Source organism: Lichenicoccus sp., assembly GCF_965277665.1.
Classification (GTDB): domain Bacteria; phylum Pseudomonadota; class Alphaproteobacteria; order Acetobacterales; family Acetobacteraceae; genus Lichenicoccus.
Map to the genome: position 1 here is coordinate 1,326,007 of NZ_OZ255835.1, position 13,985 is coordinate 1,339,991.

Genomic DNA, 13,985 nt, shown 5'->3' on the forward strand with positions numbered 1-13,985 from the left:
TTCAGAAATCGGCGACGGCGCAGGCGACGTCCTGCGCGCGCGCGCGCCTGCAGAAGGCGGCGGCGGCCGCCTGGCTGCCGAACCCGAGCATGCGCAGACGGTAGATCGGATGCCCGTCATGTTCGGCGCGCAACACCTCGAAGCTCTTGCCGTCGCCGGGCGCCGGATTGAACAGGTCGGGATAATGATCCGCCAGCCGCTTGCGTTCCGCCTGCGCCGCGTCATGGGAGTCGAGCGCCGCCAGCTGGATGGCAATCGGGCCGTGTCCGGGCACTGCGCGTTCGGCAGGCTGGGATGCGTCGGGCGTGGCCTCGGTCCGCAATTTGCCCGGATCCGGCGGCTGTTCGGGTGCCGCGGGCGACAGGGGGGCCGGCTTGTCCGCTCGCGTACCGGGTGGGGCGGCTGGTGCGGCTGCCGAAGGCGCGACCGCCAGGCCACTGGCCCGCCGGGCGGCATCGACCTCGGCCTGCAGGGCCTCCGGACGCGGCGCTTCCGGCCCGGGCGCCAGCGCCTCCGCGCCGCTGCTATTGACCGGCGGCGGTGCCTGCGCCCCGAGTGCCTGCATGCCGCCGGCATCCGCCGGTTTCAGCCGCACCGGGCCGTACGGCGCCTCGATGACCGGAATGCCGCCGGCCTGCCTGCCGCCGAAGACCCAGCCGCCGATCAGCACCGCCAGCAACAGGCCGATGCCGCCCGCGATCATCGCCAGCCGGCGCGTGGCAGGGTCCATCGCCTCGCGGCCCCGCGCCTCGGACAACCCGAAGCGGCCATCCTCCTCCTCGGCCAGCGCCCGATCCTCTTCGACTGGGTTCATCGTATCTCCTCGGCCGCCCGCAGTCCCAGCTGTGCGAGCCCGTCGCGGATCGCGTCCGCCGTTGCCATCACCAGGGCAAGATCGACCAGCGTCGCATCGGGGCGGGCAGGGTCCAGGAACCGGACCATAACGTCCCTCAATGTCGCATGACCGGCCGAGTCGTTCCACACGCACTCGAACGCGGCCGCCAGCCTGTCGAGCCAGCGCCGCAGCGCGTCCCCGGCCAGCGCCGTGTCGCCTCCCGGACAGGCGCCGTGCTCGAGCGCGCAGACCAGGGCGCGCCTCGGGCCGGGCGGGAGCGGCCCGATGCGAGCCATGCCACGCATCCGTTCGAGCTTCGACGACCAGCCCGCCGCCGGATCGGCCGCGGCCGCCCGCTGCACGCTGCGGCAGCGCGCGTGCGCGTACTGGATCCTGAAAGAGGGGTCGTCGAGCGTCATGCCGGCCAGCGGTACGACAAGCGGCGCGAGCGCCGGCCCGGTGGCGCCCTGCCGTCGCAGCAGCAGGCGCGGCAACAGGCCTTCGAGTGCCGCATCGGCAAACCAGATATTGACGAAACCGGCTCCCGCCATCCTGGCGAGCGCGACACCCGGGACATCCCCCAGGCGCGAGGCCAGGGCCTCGGCCAGCGACCGGGCCGGCCGCCCTGCCCGGCGCGCCAGCACCAGGGCTGCATCCGTGCAGACATCGCCCGGTTGCGCCCGGCGCGCCGGCCACAGCCGGAGCCCGGCCGTGACGCCCAGCTCGACCGGGACGATGTCGCGCACCGCCTCGAGCAGCATCCACTGTGACAGGATCAATCCCAGGCTGGCTCTCCCGCCCAGCCTGGCTCTCCCCGATGGACGAAGCGGCGCCGCGCCCTCTTGGGAAACGCCGTCCCGCACGCTATCTGGAAGCCATGGACACAGCGAGCGCCACGCACGAGCTTTCCCCGCACTCCCGGTTCTCGGTGTCCGAGCGGGCGGCGTCCCGCATCGCCGAGATCGTCGCCGCCCAGCCCGGTGCGGCCGCGCCGGACGCCCAGGCCCTGCGGGTCGCCGTGCTGGCGGGCGGCTGCAGCGGCTTCCAGTACAGCTTCAAGCTCGACTCGGAGCCGCAGCCCGACGACATCGAGATCCGGACCGGCCGGGCCCGCGTGGTCGTCGATCCGGTCAGCCTGGATCTGCTCGGCGGTGCGCAGCTCGACTACAGCGAAGCCCTGATGGGCGCCCACTTCACCGTGCGCAACCCGAACGCCACCTCGTCCTGCGGCTGCGGAACCAGCTTCTCGATCGACTGATCCCGGCTGCCCGGAAGCTGCCGCGTGCCCATGAAGCTCGCAACCTGGAACGTCAACTCGATCCGGCAGCGCGAACCGCACGTCGAGCGCTGGCTGCAGCGCGAGCAGCCGGACGCCCTGCTGCTGCAGGAAATCAAGTGCGAGGAATCGGCCTTCCCGCAGGCCCGCTTCACGGCGCTCGGCTACCAGTGCGTCGTGGTCGGCCAGAAGAGCTATAACGGCGTCGCCATCCTGACCCGCGCGACGCCGCAGGTCATTCACCGGCAGTTGCCCGGCCTGCCGGACGGCGCCCAGGCGCGCTACGTCGAGGTGGCGCTCGGTGGCGTGACCATCGGCAATCTCTACCTGCCGAACGGCAATTCCGGCGGCGACGCCGGCTACCAAGCCAAGCTCGACTGGATGGACGCCCTGCAGGCCCGGGCGGCAGCCCTGCTGGCGTCGGAGCAGGACTTCGTCCTCGCCGGGGACTTCAACGTCTGTCCCACCGCGGCGGACCTGGCGCCGGGCCTCTTGAGCGACGACGATGCCCTGGTTCGCCCGAAGACCCGCCGACGCTTCCGCAGCCTGCTCTGGCTGGGACTGACCGACGCGTTGCGTGCGCTGCATCCGACCGGGGCCGCCTACACGTTCTGGGACTACCAGGCCGGATGCTGGCCACGCGACCGTGGCCTGCGCATCGACCATGCTTTGTTGTCGCCCGCCCTCGCCGAGCGCCTGCTGTCGGCATGGCCGCACCGGGCCGAGCGCGACGCGCAGCTTCCGTCCGACCATGTGCCTCTCGTGGTCACCCTGGACGGACCGTGACCACCGGCACACCACACGGTCCGGCGTCAAAATTGAGAGCCCGTCGCAAAAACGCAACTCCATCCCGCTCCGGACTGTTTGCATGTCGAACGACCTGGAGCACGCCATGCGCTACGCGACCGAAGCCGGAATCCTCGCCGCCCTGATGCTGGCGGCGGCAAGCGCCGGCCACGCCGCCGAGCCGCGCCCGCCGCACAAGCTGGTCGGCAAGGCGTCGGTCTATTCGAGCCGGTTCCAGGGCCGGCACATGGCGGATGGCGAGCGGTTCAGCACCCGTTCGAATGCGGCGGCAAGCAAGGCGCTGCCGCTGGGGACCAAGGCGCGGGTGACGGACCTGCAGACCGGAAAGTCGGCCGTCGTCACCATCAAGGATCGCGGACCGGTGCCGAAGGGCCGCGTCGTCGATCTCACACCCGCGACAGCCAAGCAGATCGGCCTCACGCCGAAGCAGGGGGTCGCGCCGGTCGCCATCGTGCCGACCCAGCTTCCGGCGAAGGCCGAGACCGCCAATAACGGCCTGCGGTGAAGCCTCGGGTCAGCTAAGCCAGGCGTCGCAGGGCCGCCTGGATGCGCGCCCGATCGCTCCGGAAACCCTGCACCCGCGCACGCGTCTCCTCGACGACATCGGGCTTGGCGCGTGCCACGAAATCCGGGTTGGCAAGCTTGCGTTCCGCCTTCTCGGTCTCGGCCAGCAGCCGGTCATCCTCTTTACGTAGCCGGGTGCGCTCCGCGTCGAGATCGATCAGGCCCTCCAGCGGCAGCACCAGGGTTGCCTCCTCGAGCACCAGCTGCGCCGCGCCACGCGGCATCTCACCGTCAAGCACGCCCACCTCGGAGACGCGGGCCATGCGGCCGATGGCCTCGCTCCACGACCGCGCGCGCAGCACCGTCTGCGCATGCGCATCGCGCAGCAGCACCGGAACCGTGCGCGCCGGCGGCACGTTCATCTCGGCGCGCACGGTGCGTATCTCGGTGATGAAGCGCACCACCCAGTCGATCTCGCGGCTGACCTCGTCATCCCTGAGGCCATCATCCGCGCGCGGCCAGGCCGTCGTGATCAGGCTGCCGCGCGCGCCGTAGCCGAGTTCCGCCCAGAGCGTCTCGGTGACGAACGGCATCACCGGGTTGAGCAGGCGTAGGATCAGGCCGAGGACATACGCCGCCGCCGCCCGGACCTCGCCGGCATCCGGCCGCGCCGCCGATGCCAGGATCGGCTTTGCGAACTCCAGGAACCAGTCGCAGTACTTGTTCCAGGTGAAGCGATACGCGCTCGACGCGTACTCGTCGAAACGAAAGGCTTCCAGCGCCGCGTTCATCTCGGCCGCCGCCTGCTGCGCCTCGGTGATGATCCAGCGCGACAGCGGATGCCGCGCCACCCTCGGGTCGAACGCCGGGTCAGGCCGCACGCCGTTCATCTCGCAGAAGCGCGCCGCATTCCAGAGCTTGGTCACGAACGACCGGCTCTCCTCGACCCGTCTCGGGCCGAGCCGCGCATCGCGTCCGAGGCCGGTCATCGAGCAGACCGCGAAGCGCAAGGCGTCGGCGCCGTACTGGTCGATCATCTCAAGCGGATCGATGCCGTTGCCGAGGCTCTTGGACATCTTGCGGCCCTGCTCGTCACGCACCAGGCCATGCAGGAAGACGGTGCGGAACGGCACCTCGTCCATGAAATGCAGGCCCATCATCATCATCCGGGCCACCCAGAAGAAAATGATGTCGAAGCCGGTGACGAGGACCGAAGTCGGGTAGTAGCGCTCGAGCGCCGGCGTCCGCTGCGGCCAACCCAGGGTCGAGAACGGCCACAGCGCCGAGCTGAACCAAGTGTCCAGCACGTCCGGATCCTGCGACAGCTCGACATGCGCAAGCCCGGCATGCGCAAGCCCGGAAGCTTCGCCATAGTGCGCCGCCGCCGCCGCCTGGGCCTGCGCCTCGTCATGCGCCACGAACACCTCGCCATCCGGCCCGTACCAGGCCGGAATGCGATGCCCCCACCAGAGCTGGCGGCTGATGCACCAGGGCTGGATGTCGCGCATCCACGCAAAGAACGTGTTCTCCCACTGGCGCGGCACGAACTGCATGCGGTTCTGCTGCACGGCGGCGATCGCCGGGCCGGCCAGGCGCTTGGCATCGCAATACCATTGCGTGGTCAGGCGCGGCTCGACCACCGCCCCGCCGCGCTGGGCGTGCGGCACCTGATGCGTATGCGCCTCGACGCGATCCAGCAGGCCGAGCCGCTCCATCTCGGCGACGATCGCAGTACGCGCCGCCTGCCGCGACTGGCCGTCGAGCGACTGCACGAAGCCGGGATCCGCCACCCCGGGGGCGGCCCGCAACTGCTCCGCGATATCGCCGAGCACGATGCGTGCCTGCCCGTCGAGCACCTGCGGCATCGCCAGGCCATGCCGCTGCCCGACCTCGAAATCGTTGAAGTCGTGCGCCGGCGTGATCTTGACCGCCCCGGTGCCTTTTTCCGGATCGGAATAGGCGTCCGCCACGATCGGGATACGCCGCCCGGTCAGCGGCAGCACCAGCTGGCGCCCGATCAGGCCGGCATAGCGCGCATCCTCGGGATGCACCGCCACCGCGCTGTCGCCCAGCATGGTCTCGGGCCGCGTCGTCGCCACGGTCACGAACGTTCCCGGTGCATCCGCCACCGGATAGCGCAGATACCACAGATGGCCGCGCACCTCGCGGCTCTCCACCTCGAGGTCGGAGATCGCGGAGCCGAATTCCGGGTCCCAATTTACCAGGCGGCGGTCGCGGTAGATCAGCCCCTGCCGGTGCAGCGTGACGAACACCTCGCGCACCGCCGCCGACAGGCCGGCATCCATGGTGAAGCGCTCGCGCCCCCAGTCCAGCGAGGCGCCGAGCCGGCGCAACTGGTTGGTGATGCCGCCGCCCGACTGCTCCTTCCAGGCCCAGACGCGCGCGATGAACGCGTCCCGGCCGATCTCGACACGCCCGGTGCCCTCGGCCCGCAGCATCCGCTCGACCACCAGTTGCGTCGCAATGCCGGCATGGTCGGTCCCGGGCTGCCACAGCACGTCATGACCCTGCATCCGGCGCCAGCGGACCAGCACATCCTGCAACGTCATATCCAGCGCGTGCCCGGCATGCAGGGTGCCGGTGACGTTGGGTGGCGGGATCATCACCGCGAAGGGCGGCCTGACGCTCTCCGGGTCGGCCGCGAAGCCGCCGCCCGCTTCCCAGAGCGCGTACAGCGACGGTTCCACGTCGGCAGGCTTGAAGGTTTTTTCGAGCATGGAGCAAGCCTAGCAGGCTGCTGAAAGACTCGGAACCGGGTCGTCCTTGGCGCAACTAATCAAGGCCAGGGGCTTTGCCCCCTCGATCCGCTTCGCGGCTCAAGCCCATCAAAGGCTCGCCTTTGAAATCCTTTCCTTTAGAAGAGCGGATCAGCCGCCGCGGCGGACGATCTTCTCGATCTGCGACCGCACCAGGGCCTCCACCAGGCCGGGCAGATGCTGGTCGAGCCAGGCGCTCAGCAGGCCGCGCAACTCCTGGCGCACCAGATCCTCGAGACTGGGGCCCCCCGAGCGCAGCAGCATCGGCGCGTCGGCCGGCGGCGGGGCGGCCACCTCGTCCTCCTGGCGCAGCGCCGCGTGCAACGCCTCGAAGGATTGCTCCGCCGCGGCACGGGTGCGCGCCGCCACCAGCCCCTCCAGAGCCGCCCGGTCCCGGTCCTGCGCACTGCCGGTCCGCCCGCCGGCGGTCGCCGCCCCGACGCGTGGCGTGAAGACATTCGGCCGCACTTCGGCTTCGGCCGGGACCGGCGGGATGCCCAGCGGCGTGTCGGACCGCAGCACCGGCTCGCGCCGCTCGGGCTGATCCGGCTTCGCCGGCTCGGGCTCAACAGCCGCCGGCTTCTCGGCCGCCGGCGTCGCAGGCTCGGCCGCGGGCGTCGGTGGCGCTGGCCCTCGGGAGGCTGGCTCCGGGGGCGCTGGCTCCGGGGGCGCCGGCGCCGCAGCGTCCGGCTGCGCCAGCATCGAGCTTTCCAGGATCAGCACGTCATCCGACGGCCGCTCGCGCGCGGCCTCCGCCGGCGTGGCCTCGTCCTCGTTCAGGATGCGGCGGATCGAGGCCAGGATGGTGTCCATGGAGCCATCATCATCTCCCGATGTCTCTGCGGCGCCCTTCGTGTTTCTCGGTTTGATCGTCAATGCATCAGCGTCCCGGTTGTCCGACAGCGTAGTCGTTCAGCCCCCACAGGCGATCAGCCACCGCCTTGTAGTAGGCCGTCTCGTCATAGATGGGCACGTTGAGCTTCAAGTCACGGGCGGTCAGGCGCCCGATGGCCGAGGCCACGCTGTACGACGCGGTTACCATGCTGCTCAGGCTCTGCACCAGGGCGAGCTGCGCCGACAGCAGGGTCTGCTGCTGCTGCAGCACCTCCAGCGTCGTGCTGGTGCCGACGATTGCCTGCCGCTCGACGCCGTCCAGCGCCACGATGTTGGACTGCACCGCCGCGCGGTTGCTCTCGATGGAGGCCCTGAAGGCGATCAGGTTTTCCCAGTTCGAGACCCCGCTCTGCAGCGCCGTGCGACGCTGCACGTCCACCTGCCGACGGGACTGCTGCTCGGTCTGCCGGGCCTGCCGGACCGCCGCATATTCCGCGCCGCCTTGATAGATCGGCACCTGGAAGTCCAGCAGGGCGGTCTTGAGGTCGGTCGTGTAGCCCTTGATCCCCTGGTTCAGCCCGTGCTGGTAGGACGCCTCGGCGGACAGCTTCGGCATCAGCGCCGCCACCGCGACGTCGACCGCGTCCTTGTACTGCGCCTGGGTGAACAGCGCGTCGATGACATTGGGATTGTTGGAGACCGCCTCCGACATCACCTCCTGCTCGTTGCGCACCGGCAGCGCCAGCGGCTGCGGCGGGATCAGGTTGGGCGCCGGCGGCATGCCGACCTGCTGCACGTAGGTCGCGTTCGCGGTCTGCAGCGTGCCCTCGGCCTGCTGCCGGGTGGCACGCGCGGTCGCCAGCGCCGCCTCGGCCTGGGCCACATCGGTGCGGGTGATCTCGCCCACCCGGAAACGGTCGTTCGTCGCCCGCAGCTGCTCTTCGAGCACGCGCTCGTTGTTGGTCTGGATCTGCAGGTTCTGCTGGTTCTGGATCACGCCGACATAGGCGCTGACCACGTTGAGGAACACCTGCTGCTCGGTGGCGATCAGGTTGGCACGCTCGGCCATCACCCGGTTGACCGCCTGGTGCGTCTGCGAGGTGGTACGGCCGCCGGCATAGAGCGGCTGGGTGATGGTGACGCCGCCGGTATAGCCGGGATTGTCCACCGATTCCGACGGGAGCTGGCTGTTCGCGCCGTAGGAGGCGAGGCCCTGGTTGTAGCTGAGCGTCGCGGTGCCGGTCACCGTCGGGCGCCATCCGGCGAGTGCGGTCGGCACGTTTTCGTCGACAGCCCGCAGAGCGGCCCGTTCGGCCTGCAGCTGCGGGTTGGTCAGGTAGGAAGCGGCCAGCGCCTCCTGCAGGGTGTGCGGAATGAAGGTCGGAGCGCCGGTGCCGTCATATTTCTGCGCCAGCGCCGTGCCGCTGCACAGCATCGCCGCAAGCCCTGCCCCCATCCCGGTGCGAACACTCATACCGCCCTCCACTAGCCAGCGCGCATGATCCCGCGCGATCGAACCCGTCCGCTGGTCTGTGCCACAAAACCCGACGGCGCTGCCAGCGCCGCGACTTCACACCCGCCCGGACGCTGAAGCCCCGCTCAGAAGCTGAACCGAGGTGCCGCGAGCAGTTCCGGGATCAACGGCGTCGAGGCATCGAACTGCTGGCGCGCCCGCAGCCCGAGTGTCGAATGTTCCGCCAGCACCCCGCTGCCGACCTTGCCCTGGGGCCACAGCACCGTCGCCAGCCGGCCGCCGATTGCCAGCTGTCCGGCCAGCGCATCCGGCAGGGTGCGCACCGCGCCGTCGATCAGGATGAGGTCATAGGGAGCGGCGTCCGCGAAGCCGTCGCGCAGCGCACCGGTGACGAACCGGACCGCGGGCGCCAGCTCCTTGCTCAGGGCCGCACCCAGGGCGGCCAGGGCCGGGTCCTGTTCCAGTGCCAGTACGGACAGGCCGAGTCGCGCCAGCAGCACCGCGGAATACCCGGTCCCCGCCGCCACCACCAGGGCGCGCTCGCCGCCGAGCGGCACCGCCGACTGCAGCAGGCGTGCAATGATCCGCGGCTCCATCAGCACCCGGCTCGCAGCAAGCGGCACCCCGATGTCCGCGTAGGCGATCGCCGCGCGATCGGCCGGCACGAACCGCTCGCGGGGCACCTCCCGCATCGCCTTGATGATCCGGGGGTCGCTGACCTGCACCGGGCGCACCTGGGTGTCGACCATGCGATGGCGCGCCTGGGCCAGGTCCGGGCTGCTTCTGTCCAACGTGGCAGCCTTCGCGAACGCCGCACTCGTTCCGGGAACGGTCAACAGCCGGGTTGGCCAGGCAGTCGCCGTGGCGTCCGGGGACGGCGTGGCAGGATCGATATCGTTCATAGCGGCAGCATACGTGGCGGCCCGACAGGGCGTAAAGCGCGGCGCCCTGCCGGGAGATGGCGTTCCCCGGCGCCTGGATTATCCCGGCGAACTCGGATATAGCTCCGCCCGAGGCGTCGGACGGCGGTCATTGGCGGCTTCAGGCAGCCCCGAGGTCCGGTGGCAGAGTGGTGATGCAGCGGACTGCAAATCCGCGAATGTGGGTTCGATTCCCGCCCGGACCTCCAGGTGCCGCCGATCCTTCGGGCCGAACCGGGAGGACGCCGCGCCGGCCTTCTCGGACGGGATCGGAGGCCCATCCTTGGAACAGCAGCTTGAGCATCACGAGCATGCGGGCCATGCCGCCGAACATGGCAACAAGCACGCGGCGCTGCTGGTCGCGATCCTTGCGGCCTGCCTCGCGATCAGCGAGCAGGGCGCCAAGCACGCCGAGATCAGGGTCAACGAGAACTCCATCGCTGCCGCGGACGCCTGGACGCAATATCAGGGCAAGTCGATCCGACAGGCACTCGCGCACGACCTGGCGGCACTCGGGGCCACGTTGGATGCACCGTCGAGCCCGCAGGGCACCATCGCGCGCCGGCAGGTGCTGGACCAGCTCGCCCAGGAACAAAGCCATTACGAGACCGATCCAGGCGACGGCAAGCGCGCGATCGCAGACCGTGCACACGCCTTTGCGGCGGCGCGGGACGTCGCCCTGCAACGCACCCACACCTACGACAACGCCGCCGCGGCGCTCGAACTCGCCATCGTGCTGGCCACGGTTTCGGTCATCGCAGCATCGCGCATGCTGTTCACGGCATCGCTGGCCCTCGGCGCCGCCGGCCTGGTCCTCACGCTGCTCGGCTGGCTGGCGCCGACCTACGGCATGTTCTGAAACCGGCGTACCGACCGTTCCGAAGGGAGTGCCGAGAGCGACCACACGCGCGGTTCAAGCGGCCAACTTGAACATCTCGGTGGCGAGCTCGATGAAACTCCGGAGCTTCGGGGATGGATGCCTATCCGGGAGGCTCAGCAGATGAATGGGCAGAAATGGGACGGCGTAGTCCGCCAGGAGGCGGATCAGGCGCCCCGAGACGATGTCTTCGGCAACCAGGATTTCGGGCTGCAGGATGATGCCAAGATGCTCCAGAGCCGCGGCGCGTAGGGCTATCCCGTTATTGACACGCAGAGTCCCGCTGACTTGGACCCGGATCTCGCCCTCCGGCCCGTTGAACCGCCACAGCCGCGGCTCCCCGGCATAGGTGAAGTCGAGACAGTTATGATGCTCCAGCTCGGCCGGCGTACCGGGATGCCCATGCACCGTGAGGTAGGCTGGCGAGGCGCAGACGGCCAGGCTCAGCGGCGGCAATGCCCGGGCGATCAGTCCTGAATCCGGCAGCCTGCCGGCCCGGATCGCGACGTCGAGCTCATCGGCGAGGAGATCGAGACGGCGGTCCTGCAGGACGAGCTCCACCTGGACTTCGGCATAGCGTCGCAGGTAGGCGGCGATGATGCCGGGCATGATGGTGGTGCCGAGTGACAATGGCGCCGTCACGCGCAGCAGGCCACGCGGGGGCCTGACGAGGTCGGCGACCCGCTCGGCGTCCTCCACGTCGAGCAGGATGCGCCGGCATCTCTCGAGGTAGGCGCGACCGAATTCGGTCATGCTCTGCTGCCGGGTGGTGCGGTTGAGCAGCAATGCACCGAGCCGGGCCTCCAGGAAGCGCACGTGGTTGCCGACCATGCTGGGCGACAATCCGCGGCCGGCGGCAGCGGCGGCGAAGCTGCCCCGCTCGACCGTGCGGACGAAACTCTCCATCGCCATCAGACGATCCATTCAACAGTCCCATTCACGACAGTCAGCAGCAATCTCTTCTTTAAGGCAGCTGAGTGCTGAACCTAATCGTTGTCAGCAGCTAGGAGATCCAGATGGTTGATGACGCGGGAAGCACGCTTGTCGTTGGCGCGGCCGGCCGCTTCGCCGGGCTGGTCGTGCCGGCGCTTGCCAGCCGGGGCGTCCATCCCCTGGCGCTCGTGCGCACGGTGGAGGGGGCGGAGAAGGCACGCGCCAACGGCGCCGGCGACACCGTTCTGGGCGACTTGAGGGACCGTCCCGGGCTCGAGGCCGCGCTCAGAGGCGTCGAGCGCGCGTTCTATATTTCGCCGGTTTTCCAGGAAGACGAGGCCGAGATGGGGGTTGGCTTCGTGGAGGCGGCGAGGCAGGCAGGTGTGCGCCGTATCGTATTCTCCACCATCATTCATCCCTCGCTCGACCTGACGAATCACGCATCGAAGCGGCCGATCGAGGCCGCCCTGCTGAAGTCAGGCCTCGACTACACCCTGCTCCGCCCGGCGGTGCTGTATCAAAACCTGGCTGCCGGCTGGCCGAAGCTCGTCGAGAGCGGCGTGCTGGCCGAACCGTTCTCGACAATCTCCCCGATCGCGCGGGTCGACTACCGGGACGTCGCCGAGGTCTCGGCGATCGCCTTGACCGAGGATCGGCTGCTCAACGGCACCTTTGAGCTGAGCGCCGATGGCGGGATGAACCGCGAGGCGGTGGCCGCGATCGCCGGCCAGGTCTCAGGCCGCAGGATCAAGGCCGTGGCTGCCGATTTCGAGGATTGGTTCGCGAAGGCTCATCTGCCCTACGACGACCAGCAGAAGCAGCAGCTCGCCGCGATGTATGCGCATTACGACCAGCACGGGCTGCGGAGCAACCCGTTCACGCTGCGTGCGATCCTGGGCCGCGAGCCTCGCTCGCTGCACGCCTTCTTCGCCGATCTGGTGGCCAGCAAGGCAGCCCTCGGGTCATGAGGGCGACGGGCCTCGACGACGTTTCACTCAATTCAGGGTTGCTGGAATGACTATCCTTGCTATCGGCGGCACGGGCCAGATTGGAAGCCTGGTCGTCAGCAGGCTCGCGGAGCAGGGCGCCGAGATCGTTGTGCTGACGAAGGACCCGGCAAAGGCGCAACTGCCGCCCGGAGTGCGGGCGGTCGAAGGGGATGTGCTGGATCCCGGGACTATGCGAGCTGCTCCGCAGGGTGTGGACACGCTGTTTATTCTCAACCCCGTCGTTGCCGATGAATTGACGCGGGCGCTGCTGACGTTGCGGCTTGCACGGGACGCTGCCTTGAAAGGCATCGTCTATTTCTCGATGGCCAACGCTGACGCGCTCGTCGACGTGCCGCATGCGGCTGCGAAATACGCCGGCGAACGAATGATCGAGACACTGGACCTCCCTGCGACCATTCTGCGCCCGAACTACTTTTTCCAGAACGACGCGATCAAGGAGACGCTGCTCGGGAAAGGCGTGTAGGCGATGCCCATCGGGAATGTCGGTGCCGCAATGGTCGACATTCGCGATATTGCAGATGTCGCGGCGCTTGAGCTTCTGAGACGTGACCATGCGGCTGGGAGTCTGCCGCGCGACCTCATAGAGATATCGGGTCCTGAGGTCCTGAGGTCCTGAGGTCCTGACGGCCGATAGGGTGACTTCGATATGGACGGACGTCCTCGGCACGCCGATCGGCTATGGCGGCGACGACATGGGTTTCTTCGAACAGCAGAGTCGCGGGCACATGCCGCCGGCGATGGCTCTTGACATCGCGCTCATGTTCGACGGCTGGCAGAGGATCGGCGTGTTGCCGACGCCGCGCAGCGTCGAGCGCCTGGCAGCGATGCTTGGGCGACCGCTCCGCACCTACCGTGCCTTCGCGAAAGAAACGGCAGCGCAGTGGCATCGCTGACGCGGCAAGCCAGGGTTCGGATGGCATCGGAGCCGAAAGTGCATCTCAAAGCCTGGCGGTCCGATCCTGACACTGACGACCCGAGTGGCAGGTAGATCGGGTCGCCAAATGAAGGGCTGGTGGTAAAACCGGACGACTCTTCCGTCAGATTATTACCACTGGCAGGCCTGCGGAAAGACCAAGCGCAAGGGCTCCGCCCTTGACCCGCTGCGGGCCCGTCTTGGAGCAGTGCGGGCTCTAGAGCCGCTCTTTTTAGGAGAAAGATTTCAGGGGCTTGCCTTTGATGGGGTCCAGGGCAGAGCCCTCGCGTTGCTGCTTCAGCACCCTGCTGTGCTAGACGTGGACGCTGCCGCGCGCATCGGTCACGCCGACCAGTTCGATGCGGAAGCCGTCGTTGAGCGCGATCAGCGTCGAACCACCGACGACGCTTACCGAGATGTCGGCCGGCGCCTAGCCGTACAGGTTCACTCTGTCGGACGCCGGCCGGAAACCGTTCAGTGTGTCGATGCCATCGGCGGCGCCCTTGACGACCTGTTACGGTGCAGCGCCGGTGCCCCTGAATAAGGTGGCCGAACCGGAGCCCGTGGCGACGTAGCTGGCGGTGGCGTCGATGGCGTCGTCTCGGGTCCCGGCCTGCACCGTGGCGCCAGCCGCGGAGGCGCAGCTCGAGGCGGAGATCACCGAGCTGCAGGCCACCCGGGACGGATGGCAGAAGGGCGGCATGCTGGGGAAGGCGGACCATTGCAGCGCGGACGGCCGGCCGTGCATCCAGGTGGACGAACGGGGCTGGGGCGTTCGCGGAGCATAGCGACTATCGCGTGATCGTGGGATACTGAGGCGGGTGG

15 protein-coding genes and 1 tRNA gene are annotated in these 13,985 nt (G+C 69.0%); 9 read left to right on the plus strand and 7 right to left on the minus strand.

Translation table 11 applies throughout. The annotated features are described in order from the left end of the window. Window position 1: 1 nt before the first annotated feature. Together ACQY4O_RS05975 and ACQY4O_RS05980 are read right to left on the minus strand one after the other, a co-directional pair. Complete coding sequence (locus ACQY4O_RS05975; protein WP_428375295.1) at window positions 2-814, minus strand: SPOR domain-containing protein; 813 nt, start codon at window positions 812-814, stop codon at window positions 2-4. Beyond that, the gene (locus tag ACQY4O_RS05980; protein WP_428375296.1) at window positions 811-1,614 is read right to left on the minus strand and encodes a hypothetical protein; all 804 of its coding nucleotides are present in this window, start codon (window positions 1,612-1,614) and stop codon (window positions 811-813) included. Before ACQY4O_RS05980 ends, ACQY4O_RS05975 begins: the two co-directional genes overlap by 4 nt. A gap of 98 nt (window positions 1,615-1,712) precedes the next feature. On the opposite strand from ACQY4O_RS05980, the gene ACQY4O_RS05985 reads away from it, so the two are divergent. The 3 genes from ACQY4O_RS05985 (at window position 1,713) to ACQY4O_RS05995 (ending at window position 3,423) form a co-directional block, all read left to right on the plus strand. Further along, window positions 1,713-2,093: a HesB/IscA family protein gene (locus tag ACQY4O_RS05985; protein ID WP_428375297.1), complete on the plus strand. Its 381-nt coding sequence runs from the start codon at window positions 1,713-1,715 to the stop codon at window positions 2,091-2,093. Between the two features lie 30 nt (window positions 2,094-2,123). After that, window positions 2,124-2,897: an exodeoxyribonuclease III gene (locus ACQY4O_RS05990; RefSeq protein ID WP_428375298.1), complete on the plus strand. Its 774-nt coding sequence runs from the start codon at window positions 2,124-2,126 to the stop codon at window positions 2,895-2,897. Window positions 2,898-2,979: 82 nt separating this feature from the next. Beyond that, window positions 2,980-3,423: a septal ring lytic transglycosylase RlpA family protein gene (locus ACQY4O_RS05995; protein WP_428375299.1), complete on the plus strand. Its 444-nt coding sequence runs from the start codon at window positions 2,980-2,982 to the stop codon at window positions 3,421-3,423. Between the two features lie 13 nt (window positions 3,424-3,436). On the opposite strand, the gene ACQY4O_RS06000 is transcribed toward ACQY4O_RS05995, so the two are convergent. The 4 genes from ACQY4O_RS06000 to ACQY4O_RS06015 all read right to left on the minus strand — a co-directional run bounded on the left by ACQY4O_RS06000 (window position 3,437) and on the right by ACQY4O_RS06015 (window position 9,298). Continuing rightward, window positions 3,437-6,160: a valine--tRNA ligase gene (locus ACQY4O_RS06000; RefSeq protein WP_428375300.1), complete on the minus strand. Its 2,724-nt coding sequence runs from the start codon at window positions 6,158-6,160 to the stop codon at window positions 3,437-3,439. Window positions 6,161-6,310: 150 nt separating this feature from the next. After that, the gene (locus tag ACQY4O_RS06005) at window positions 6,311-7,012 is read right to left on the minus strand and encodes a DUF2497 domain-containing protein (RefSeq protein ID WP_428375301.1); all 702 of its coding nucleotides are present in this window, start codon (window positions 7,010-7,012) and stop codon (window positions 6,311-6,313) included. A 67-nt stretch (window positions 7,013-7,079) separates the two neighbouring features. Then, complete coding sequence (locus tag ACQY4O_RS06010; RefSeq protein ID WP_428375302.1) at window positions 7,080-8,507, minus strand: TolC family outer membrane protein; 1,428 nt, start codon at window positions 8,505-8,507, stop codon at window positions 7,080-7,082. A gap of 125 nt (window positions 8,508-8,632) precedes the next feature. Further along, complete coding sequence (locus tag ACQY4O_RS06015) at window positions 8,633-9,298, minus strand: protein-L-isoaspartate O-methyltransferase family protein (protein WP_428375303.1); 666 nt, start codon at window positions 9,296-9,298, stop codon at window positions 8,633-8,635. A 264-nt stretch (window positions 9,299-9,562) separates the two neighbouring features. Here ACQY4O_RS06015 and ACQY4O_RS06020 point away from each other — a divergent pair. Both ACQY4O_RS06020 and ACQY4O_RS06025 read left to right on the plus strand, forming a co-directional pair. Further along, window positions 9,563-9,636: transfer RNA gene (locus ACQY4O_RS06020), tRNA-Cys, on the plus strand. Between the two features lie 74 nt (window positions 9,637-9,710). Further along, on the plus strand, window positions 9,711-10,286 hold the full coding sequence (locus tag ACQY4O_RS06025; RefSeq protein WP_428375304.1) for a DUF4337 family protein: 576 nt from the start codon (window positions 9,711-9,713) through the stop codon (window positions 10,284-10,286). Between the two features lie 54 nt (window positions 10,287-10,340). On the opposite strand, the gene ACQY4O_RS06030 is transcribed toward ACQY4O_RS06025, so the two are convergent. Then, complete coding sequence (locus ACQY4O_RS06030; RefSeq protein WP_428375305.1) at window positions 10,341-11,228, minus strand: LysR substrate-binding domain-containing protein; 888 nt, start codon at window positions 11,226-11,228, stop codon at window positions 10,341-10,343. 92 nt (window positions 11,229-11,320) lie between these two features. On the opposite strand from ACQY4O_RS06030, the gene ACQY4O_RS06035 reads away from it, so the two are divergent. The 4 genes from ACQY4O_RS06035 (at window position 11,321) to ACQY4O_RS06050 (ending at window position 13,948) form a co-directional block, all read left to right on the plus strand. Then, a complete protein-coding gene (locus tag ACQY4O_RS06035; RefSeq protein WP_428375306.1) occupies window positions 11,321-12,205 on the plus strand; it encodes an NmrA family NAD(P)-binding protein in 885 nt (294 codons plus the stop codon). A 46-nt stretch (window positions 12,206-12,251) separates the two neighbouring features. Further along, window positions 12,252-12,710 carry an SDR family oxidoreductase gene (locus tag ACQY4O_RS06040; RefSeq protein ID WP_428375307.1) on the plus strand — a complete coding sequence of 153 codons (459 nt, stop codon included), beginning with the start codon at window positions 12,252-12,254 and terminating at the stop codon, window positions 12,708-12,710. A gap of 172 nt (window positions 12,711-12,882) precedes the next feature. Further along, the gene (locus tag ACQY4O_RS06045; protein ID WP_428375308.1) at window positions 12,883-13,140 is read left to right on the plus strand and encodes a hypothetical protein; all 258 of its coding nucleotides are present in this window, start codon (window positions 12,883-12,885) and stop codon (window positions 13,138-13,140) included. Window positions 13,141-13,750: 610 nt separating this feature from the next. Further along, entirely contained in the window at window positions 13,751-13,948 is a 198-nt protein-coding gene (locus ACQY4O_RS06050; protein ID WP_428375309.1) for a hypothetical protein, read from the plus strand. Window positions 13,949-13,985: the final 37 nt, after the last annotated feature.